The organism is Pseudolactococcus yaeyamensis (assembly GCF_054658615.1).
The window spans coordinates 1-9,012 of sequence record NZ_BAAGGP010000097.1 but is presented as its reverse complement, the minus strand read 5'-3'; the positions used below and the strand labels follow the sequence as shown (position 1 = coordinate 9,012).

The 9,012-nt window shown below is 33.8% G+C and carries 13 protein-coding genes and 1 pseudogene; 1 reads left to right on the top strand and 13 read right to left on the bottom strand.

Annotated elements, in window-relative coordinates; genetic code table 11:
- Positions 1–125: 125 nt before the first annotated feature.
- The 13 genes and pseudogenes from ACYQ21_RS13615 to ACYQ21_RS13555 all read right to left on the bottom strand — a co-directional run bounded on the left by ACYQ21_RS13615 (position 126) and on the right by ACYQ21_RS13555 (position 7,736).
- Entirely contained in the window at positions 126–281 is a 156-nt protein-coding gene (locus tag ACYQ21_RS13615; RefSeq protein ID WP_460059062.1) for a hypothetical protein, read from the bottom strand.
- A gap of 119 nt (positions 282–400) precedes the next feature.
- Positions 401–691: a hypothetical protein gene (locus ACYQ21_RS13610; protein ID WP_460059060.1), complete on the bottom strand. Its 291-nt coding sequence runs from the start codon at positions 689–691 to the stop codon at positions 401–403.
- A 65-nt stretch (positions 692–756) separates the two neighbouring features.
- Positions 757–1,851: a hypothetical protein gene (locus tag ACYQ21_RS13605; RefSeq protein WP_460059058.1), complete on the bottom strand. Its 1,095-nt coding sequence runs from the start codon at positions 1,849–1,851 to the stop codon at positions 757–759.
- Positions 1,838–3,169 (bottom strand): replication initiation factor domain-containing protein, encoded by a 1,332-nt coding sequence (locus ACYQ21_RS13600; protein ID WP_460059056.1) that lies wholly within the window; start codon positions 3,167–3,169, stop codon positions 1,838–1,840. The genes ACYQ21_RS13605 and ACYQ21_RS13600 overlap by 14 nt, the downstream gene beginning before the upstream one ends.
- A gap of 85 nt (positions 3,170–3,254) precedes the next feature.
- The gene (locus ACYQ21_RS13595) at positions 3,255–4,817 is read right to left on the bottom strand and encodes an FtsK/SpoIIIE domain-containing protein (protein ID WP_460059055.1); all 1,563 of its coding nucleotides are present in this window, start codon (positions 4,815–4,817) and stop codon (positions 3,255–3,257) included.
- 200 nt (positions 4,818–5,017) lie between these two features.
- Positions 5,018–5,443 carry a DUF961 family protein gene (locus ACYQ21_RS13590; protein ID WP_460059054.1) on the bottom strand — a complete coding sequence of 142 codons (426 nt, stop codon included), beginning with the start codon at positions 5,441–5,443 and terminating at the stop codon, positions 5,018–5,020.
- Complete coding sequence (locus ACYQ21_RS13585; RefSeq protein WP_460059053.1) at positions 5,440–5,775, bottom strand: hypothetical protein; 336 nt, start codon at positions 5,773–5,775, stop codon at positions 5,440–5,442. The genes ACYQ21_RS13590 and ACYQ21_RS13585 overlap by 4 nt, the downstream gene beginning before the upstream one ends.
- Before the next feature lie 284 nt (positions 5,776–6,059).
- Complete coding sequence (locus ACYQ21_RS13580) at positions 6,060–6,395, bottom strand: hypothetical protein (RefSeq protein WP_460059052.1); 336 nt, start codon at positions 6,393–6,395, stop codon at positions 6,060–6,062.
- 34 nt (positions 6,396–6,429) lie between these two features.
- Positions 6,430–6,621, bottom strand: a complete 192-nt coding sequence (locus ACYQ21_RS13575) for a hypothetical protein (RefSeq protein WP_460059050.1) — start codon at positions 6,619–6,621, stop codon at positions 6,430–6,432.
- Positions 6,622–6,693: 72 nt separating this feature from the next.
- Positions 6,694–6,796 (bottom strand): annotated as a pseudogene (locus tag ACYQ21_RS13570).
- A 189-nt stretch (positions 6,797–6,985) separates the two neighbouring features.
- Positions 6,986–7,177, bottom strand: coding sequence for a translation initiation factor IF-2 N-terminal domain-containing protein (locus ACYQ21_RS13565; protein ID WP_460059049.1), 192 nt, complete (start codon positions 7,175–7,177; stop codon positions 6,986–6,988).
- Positions 7,178–7,238: 61 nt separating this feature from the next.
- Entirely contained in the window at positions 7,239–7,535 is a 297-nt protein-coding gene (locus ACYQ21_RS13560; protein ID WP_460059048.1) for a type II toxin-antitoxin system RelE/ParE family toxin, read from the bottom strand.
- Entirely contained in the window at positions 7,536–7,736 is a 201-nt protein-coding gene (locus ACYQ21_RS13555; RefSeq protein ID WP_460059046.1) for a hypothetical protein, read from the bottom strand. It abuts the gene before it with no gap.
- A gap of 867 nt (positions 7,737–8,603) precedes the next feature.
- On the opposite strand from ACYQ21_RS13555, the gene ACYQ21_RS13550 reads away from it, so the two are divergent.
- A complete protein-coding gene (locus ACYQ21_RS13550) occupies positions 8,604–8,954 on the top strand; it encodes a helix-turn-helix domain-containing protein (RefSeq protein ID WP_460059045.1) in 351 nt (116 codons plus the stop codon).
- Positions 8,955–9,012 lie beyond the last annotated feature (58 nt).

Genomic DNA, 9,012 nt, shown 5'->3' with positions numbered 1-9,012 from the left:
AAAGGTTTTGACTTTGTTTTTAACAGCTTCAAAATAATCTGCATGTAACTTTAATCTGTGTATCGCCATTTTTTCTCTTTTCTAAAATAAAAATACGAGCTTCGACACTCGCATTTCTCTAAAATTTATGGTCTAATATCAATTTTATAATCTTCTGTCTCTACCCGCCCAATGCCATATGTGCCATTTTCTGCATTTTCTAAAACCCACTCAGGTACATCTCCCCAGAGGACGATTACCCTTAGTTTCCCTACACGTTTTCTTTCGTATCTAGGTCTCATTTTAAATTCCTTTCAATTTTAAAATTTCATATTTTTTCTTTTGTAATTTATAGAATCAACAACTGTACCAATGCTAAAAAGCTCAATTTTAGTTAATCAGTTGTGATTTGTTTGTCTTGTTAGTTCAAAACTTCAAGGAGCTGTTTTGAAACTGTACCCAAGCCTTTGCTTAGATTAGTATGGCGCAATAACATTGAACCATATTTTTTCACTTCAATATCAATCGCACCACCCTTACCATGCGAAATTTGTTCGAGGTACACTTCCTGTTTCATGAGTGATTTAAGTTCAAGGAAACTTTCCTTTGCACCCTCGAAGTCTCCTTTGAGTGTTAATTCCGAAATATTTTCGGCAGTTGACTGAATTTTTTTCATTAGTGTGTCAAATTCTGTATTTTGTGTTTTAACCATATATTTCTCCATTTTCTGTTTTCGGCTTTTTAGCACTGGTACAGCTGTTGATTTTATATCACTTTTTAAAAACCATCATGCACCCAATCTACAATTTGATTGTAGTCTTGATAGTTTCCAATAAACTTTATTTCATGATTGATTTCTGAAAACATTTCCGAAAAATAGGAATCGCTAGTTTCCAAAGATTTTTTTACTTCATCAATAAATTTTGGTTCAGTTTCAAACATTTTTTTTAATTGATTGTTTACATAGTCGCTAAAATCTTTTCCAAAAATTAAATCTTTGTTATCCACAAAAAAGTAATAAACGTCATTATCAACGATTTCTTTTTCAACATAAGATAAAATGTTAGGTTCTGCTAATTCAACATTTTTATCTTCATCAATTAGATCCAAGAAAAATGTTGTTTGACTTTTCAATTTTTCCAACCACTCGACATATGGCTCAAAATCTGCTGAAAACATCAGGTCAAAATCTATGAATTGTGTTTTATAATACGAACCTTGTTCATAGGCTCTTTGTTGCTTTTGTTTTTCTTGCACAATTAAGGTATATTGTCTTTTCTTGGCAAGTTTTTCATAAAGCGTTGCCTGATATTCATAAAAAGAAAACACCTCATAACGAAGTGCTGGCTCAGGATAGATATGATAAATTTCTTGTACTTCTTGTCTTAAAATCTCATAGTAGCTATACTCAAAATTACTCCCATCGCATTCTTCCAGAAAATATCTAATGTCAGAAATCAAAGGTTTCAACTCATGGCGCTTAAAGATATAATTGACTTGCTTTTTATTCAGATGACATTTTCTTGATAAATCATCAATGATTTTTAACTGCTTGTCGTCATCTTCTTCTGCTTCAATCAAGAGCTGATAAAATAAATCTTCTCTCTTTTTTTCGACCTGTTGTTGATAAAGTAAATCACGCATGACAATTAAAGATTTTGTTTCTTGCTTCAACAATTTTGCATGGTAACTATTTTTACCTGCTTTTTCAAAACTCCTGACAAGATAAACATTTTCACTTATTTTGTGATTAAGGCTGTTTATTTCTACATCTTTTTCGGATATTTGAAATAAATAGCCATCTGAAACCTGATAAACAAAACTCACGAATTGGTTAAAGCGTAAAGTTTGCGCTTTATCACGTTTTAACATGCTCTAACCTCTCTTTCAAAAATTCTATCTCCAGTTCAATCTCACGTCTTTCATTTTTGTTGAGTGTGTTTCGAGTTTTTGCAAGTTCAAATTCACTCTCGATCAATTTAATGTCACGTTCAGAAACCTTTGCTTGTTCCTCAAACTGGTTGAGATAATCAGTCTTTTTGATTTTTGAAATCAATTTAATGGCGACATTTGACGGCGAAATGGTTTTTTCAGCCCATCTTAATTTTTTAGCAAGTGTAAATTCACGAGGTTTAGTGATGAATTTTTGTTTTGAAATATCTCCCAGTAATTCATACCATTCTTGACAAAGCTCATTGTTTCCCCTATCATCATAAACCGTGATATAGGAATTGATGATTTTGACAGCATAATCGACCAAACTTTCCCCCTCTCGGAAAATCTTTTCGATCGCTTGTTTTGCTTTTTCATCAGCTAAACGTACCTCATAGCGATTTTTAAACTGGTCTGTCTCATGAATTTCGTCAAGTCCTCTTTTAGTTTTTTGGACTTGCTCTAAATCTTTTTCATAAAAAACAAAATACACCTCGCCTTTGCGATTGCCAAATTCAAGTGATAAGCCTTGACTAACATAAAGCCCTTTAAAAAGCTCATATGCTTCATTAGGTACAAAACGCTTAAGTTTAGAAACTAAATCATTTTCGTAAACTTTAGTTAAAAGCGTTCTAAGATTAAAGTTACCTAATTTCCTGAAAAGCTCATCAAGCGCTAAATCTAAACGAGTGATATTCCAAAAGTTATCAGTTAGGTTATAACGTTCAGTTTGTTCGTCAATGTAGTCAAACACATCATCGAAAAATTGTTGCCAGTCCCTGTTTTGTGTTTCAAACGCATACTCAAGCTCCCGACAAGCTGAACCAGATAAATCAATCATACACCCCATTTTGATGTCGTTTGAATAGTAAACCTTGATACCACCGTAAGACATTTTGTTTTTGTAGGAATAGCCCCCTCTTGGTTCAATTGTGAAGTTTTTAGGATTGAGCTTTAAAATTCTCTCGACAATTTCAACGTAGTTGAGGGTTTGAAATCGAATACGTAAAAAATCAATCATGCCTGTTATTTGTAAGTCGTGATTGATTTTGTTAGTTCGTTGTGATTTTTCGTAGTGTCTGAACAATATATCGAAACGTGCCTGAGCTAGTTCTTTAGTACCCAGTTCACAAGCGCTGTAAAACTGTTTACTTACGTTGAGTAGATTTGCCATCTCTTTTTGCGTGAAATTTAACTCATCACGCATAAGCACTAGGTTTTCAGCGGTATTTTCAAAATTGGTTGACTTTTTCTGCAATTTTTTAACTCCTTAAAAGCCATATAGGATAAGGCTTGAATGCCGTTTGGTTGTCACTTTACACCCCCTATTAGAGGGAGGGGTGTTAAGGGTGCGGGCTGGCGCCCGCACCCTCGGCAGACACTCCGTCCTGCCCTAGCCCTGCGCTGTCGCTTTTCGGGCTACGGGACACGTCCTCAGGTGTCTTGCCGATGGTTTTAAGATATGTTCTAAATATCTCCTTAACGGGTTTACCACTCTCCTTAGCTACTTGGTAGACATAATCAAACATGGCAATTTCTTCATCATTATAGCCAATATGCCCTTTTTCATTTCGAGTAAAGGGATATTTCAACTTATTCAAAATGAGCTGATACGTTTTATAAGTCTTTTCGTCCATACCAACCTCAGAAATTAATTCCGACTTGCTATATAAAGAATTATCAAGCATTTTAAACTTCCTTTCTATATCTCTATTTTTTATTTCAGGGTCATTTTGAGTTTCAACTTGATCATCATTAACCCCATCAAAATCAGGTAATTCTATCCTAGGCATTTTTTCAAAGGCTTCATAAAAAGAGAATTTTCCATCCCAAATTGGCGCATAATATTCTCTAGCAAGCATATCCTTAAAAGCTATATAACCCCGACCTCGTACCTTACGACCTAAACTATCCACCTTTAAAGTTTTGAAATTTTTCTCCGCATTAATATCGCCAAAGGTCATCATATTACCACTTGAGTCAAGACTACCCTGACTAATACGTAACCCCATATTCTCACGAACATTAGGCGGAATATTAGAAGTTGTTGGTCTTTGCATAACAGGAATGAAAAACACTCCCGCTTGACGACCTTTAAGGACAATATTTGTCATAGCTGTATAAACAGGTTCTAACAATCTATAAGATAGCGATTCTGTGAAAGCATTCAACTCATCGCATACGATAAACATGGGTTCTAAGTCATACTCATACCAAGGGCGTAAATCATGATGCCCCATTTCCTTAGCTTTCTTATTGATGAAATCATAGCGCTTATCCATAATTTCGTTTGCTTCTATAAACATATTGGCAATATCTTCAAGTTCAAAATGAATTCTATCTTTGAAAACAGGTAAATCTGCCAAAGTCACAAAGTCAGCACGTTTAGGGTCGCCTATCTGCACTACACCTAATTTTGCCAAGGCAAGTAAAACTGCACGTAAAAAGACAGTTTTACCGCCACCAGTAACACCAACAATTAAGAGGTGGGGTGCTTCATTCCAATCCCACCAAAAATCTTTAGAAAGGCGAATGCCTTTTTCGTTCGTGGCTTCAACTTCCTCAACTTTAATTCTTCCCAAACTTGCATTTGAATTAAATTCATAAGTTACAAAATTTGTTGTATCTACCTTATCAGCAAAATCTGAAAAGTACATTACTTCTAAAAAGGGAGCAACTTTCGTAAATCTATCTTGAAATTTACGACCTGCCAACTCAAATGAAGCGTATAGTTTAAAATTATCTTGTTTCAAGTAGACTTTTGGATAGATGATTTTTTCTTTCTTATCACGTTTTTTTGTATAGTAATAACCGCCCTCATATATGAAACGGCTTGTTTTGAAAATATTTTCAAACTTTCTCGCCCAAAATGTAGAAAGCACAATCAAACGTTTAAGAAATATCACACATAACACCGATAGCAAAAGCAGGCAAACCAAAATAATGATTGACCGCTTATTTATTGCGAGTATTTTATGATAGTTGAGATAGATAAAAAAAGCAATCCCGCATAAAAATGGGAATGATAAAACAAAATATAGTATTTTCATGAAATGCCTTTGATAAGGGTAAATTCTTGTTCCTAAACTTTGTTTTATTCTAACCATTATTTACCTACTTTGTTTTCAGCTTCGTTTTTAGGTTTTGGTGGTGCTTGTGTTACCTGTGCCTTTTTGAAACCATCAGCTTTGACAGAGAAAGCAGGGACAAGACGGAAATCATTGCCATTTTTAATGCGTTGTTCAAACGGCATTGCTGAAACTTCGCCTAAAAATTCAATTTCATCGCCATACTCAACGCCTTGGACTTCGTAATCTGTTGGGATCACAACTTCGTAATCATCGCCGAGTTTTTCTGAGTAGAAAATAACGACTTGGCGAGCAAAAACATCATTAATTGGTTTGTTTTCATCATCAAATTTATTGGTTTTTTCAGTAGATAAAAATTCAATCTTACCAAACGTTGCTTTCCAATCAACTGGCATGCGTTTCGCTAAATCTTCAGTTCGAGAATTAATTCCTTTTAATGTCATTTTGTTGTTCCTCCTAATGTTAATTTTTCTGCGACAATTAATGTATGTTGTGATGAGCGACCATTTTCACGCACTGATCGGAAAGTCACAACTGGATTGATGAGCGAATCAAGTGATACCTTGATTTTTTTACTTGGTTTTTTCGAGTTCGCAAAACCAAACACAATAATTTTAAAGCCTTGAGGTTGTTCTTTTGAAGTTCCTGAAAAGACACGATATTCAACTGGAATGTATTGTGTTTTAGGGAATTCATCTACATGTTGATTAATGAAAATTTCATTACCAATCGTTTGTTTCAAATCGCTTACGATTTCTTCGGGGAATTTTGCCATATTTAAGCTCTTTTCTATTCCGAAAGCGGAAAAAAGATACAGATAACAAGCACATTCATTTAGTATGACGTTCATTGACCTTGGCAGGTTTATCTTATAATCAAAAAATCAAACAGGCTGATTTAGTATCGCCCTTACTAGAAGCATAGCTATTTTGATTATGACAACTTCGACAACATATTAAAAAACTGCCCTTAGACAGTTTTCATCATATTTTACCAATCTATCCGCAAACAGATTGTTTAAATCAGTTTTAGGACTTGGTTCAGGTCGCATTGGATCAATCACTTTTCATTAATATTAATAACAATTCTTGCATTGATAAATCGCTCTTTGTCCATTTTCATCAAAACCTCGTCAACATATTCTTTCAAATGGTTGATAACCCATTCTTCGTCCATATATTTCTTGGAATTATAATGCAAAGTATCAAACCCAAAAATATCATCATTCCTATAAGTCCAACCACCGTGAATACTACCTTGCGGAATATCCCAATAACTTATACCTTGAAATTCAGGAATTTTAAGATAGCCGTTACACGTACCATGTTCTAGCATTTCCTCATGGGCTAATGCAGGGCGTGTTGATAATTCGTAACCTCTATAAATACATCTCATCTATTTACTCTCCTTTACACAAACAAAATCAATTTTATTGTTTTTTAAATAGGTCAATATTATTGATTATAATATCAGCAATAAAGCTATACTCATCTTCTTCTATTGCTTCTGGTTTATATCCATATAATCGTTTGACCCTATTATCTATTTCTCTCCAACGCCTATCGTTCTCTTTTTGTTTGAAAACTAGCGCTAACGGCTTTTTCATTTCTTTGACTGTCATTTATTTCATCTTCTTTCTAGCACAACACCTCCTTGAGCATTGTTTAATATACTGTCCTAATGACAGCGATTATATGACTGACAGGACTTGAACCTGCACCAAAACTAAATTTTTGAACCAAAAACGCATTTTGCGTAATTATCTTAGTTTTGTCCTACCATTAGACGACAGCCACCCAAAAAACACGATAATCAATACCGTGTTTTCTACATTCAGCATATATAATTTTAAGAACAGTTTAACGACTTGTTCAGGTCACTAGCGAGAGTTTCACTTTCGCCAGAGGAAATCTCAACGTTTCCATTTTCTACTCCTTTACTGAAAATATTTGCAGTTTCATGACTTGCTTAGGTCAATAAATCAATTAAAAACATTTCCTTTCTGCACCAAATGCCTTAGTATCGCCAAAACACCTACGCAAGGCGAACTCCTGAGCAAAATTGATTTTGTTTGAGTGCATTTTAATTGCTTCAAAGCCTAACTCCTTGGCTTTTTCAAGTAAGGTTTTGTTTGGGATATTGATTTCTTTTGATAGTTCGTTAATTCTTTTTTTCATTTTGTATTCTCTCCTAAATTTTTTCAACAAAAAAACGATTAGATTTCTCTAATCGCTAAACTTATAATTTATTTTGCCAATCTTGTTTTTCGTGAAACAATCTCAAAATTCTTATTTCTTCATCAAATAATACATAGATGATTAAATGTTTAAAATAAACAAACTTTCTATATGGAAAACCAGAATCAGAATCGTATAACGATCCCGCTTCGTTGTTTATCTCTAAATAGTCCATTGCTTGCCTAGTCTCTTTTTTAAACTCAGCAATATATCTTTCACTATATTCATTTTGATTCATAAAAGAAATAATTTCTTGATAATCTTCATAGTACTCAGGCTCAACTCTAAATCGTCTCAATCAAATACCAACCCTCTCAAAAAAATCATTTTTTGACATAGATTCATCTTTGTTAGCCATACGATAAACCGTTTTTCCTAATTCATATTGAAAAGCTAATTTAGCTTTTGTATCTGCAAGCTCTGCCTGCAAATTATCATATTCACTCTTAGTCAAGATGACAACATCTTCATCATGCTCAATAAATTTTGGATTCATCATGTTCAGTACCTCCTGTTTATCTTATTATACTATCTTTGACATCTTTCAGCAACCAACAGGAGTTACACCTGTTTTACGACACTCTCGGTCACATAAAGATAAGAAATCACGCAAACTTCTTATCAGAAAAGCTCAATCCGCAAACTGAGTTATTATATATTTCAAAAAGCCATCAATCCACAAACTGATAGCTTTTCTTATTCATTTACTTCGTAAATATACGACACAAGAGGAAAAGTAAGAATTGTGGCTCATATCATCGCCTACTGCACTCTTGTGAAGTTTCGAGGGGAATTTTTAACATAAAGTTGTTTGTGATATAATTTGTAATTGAATACACACGCCTTTTAGTCAGCAATGAATCGCCTCACATCTTATGCCTTACTCCACCTCTTCGCCCAATGATAAAACATTGAACTTAACTATTGTGCTGTCACTGTGCAGTCCACCGTAGCTACTTGATTATACTGGGTTTTCCCAAGTCTCTTTTTCACACCCTATTGCACTAAATAGCAACATTTGATATAATAGAGTTACCACACTGCTATTATATCATTGTATGAATCAGATATTTTGTATTTGATTTTCAATGAACAAAGTTTTTTTCAATCTGTTTTGTTTCCCAAAGTCTTATTTTTGCGTTCAATCATGAACTTTTGACTTTTGGAAACTAGATTGTGATTCTTGGAACATCTGCTTGTTATTTCTACTAATCTAATCCTCAAACTAGATTTTGTAAAAGTAGCAGGCTTTTGTTTCAAAAACCTAAACAAACATTTGTTTGTTAAATACATTCTACAACTCTTTGTTTGTATTGTCAAGCGTTTTTTGAAAAAAAATTAAATTATTTTTCTGGAGGAAAAGAAAATGTTGCCTGAAAGACTGAAATCGTTGCGTTTAGAAGCTAAATTAACTCAAAAAGAAATTGCTGTAAAACTCAGAATTTCTCAACAAGGATACGCTGTTTGGGAAAACGGAAAACGAAATCCTAACCAACAAACCCTCAATACTCTTGCGGACTTTTTCAACGTCTCCACTGACTACCTTTTAGGTAAAACAGACATTAAAAATCAAAAGAAACTTGATGATGACTTAGAAAAATCACTTGATACATTCAGGTCATTTGACGGTAAACCTATGACTGATTCTGACCGTGAAACAATAAGAGAAGTTTTGAAAAGACGACAAAAAGAACGAGAGCAGAAAGCAAACAAATAATATGCTCAAAAAAATTACTAGAAAAATAACAGAACTAGGAATAGATATTGAGTATTGT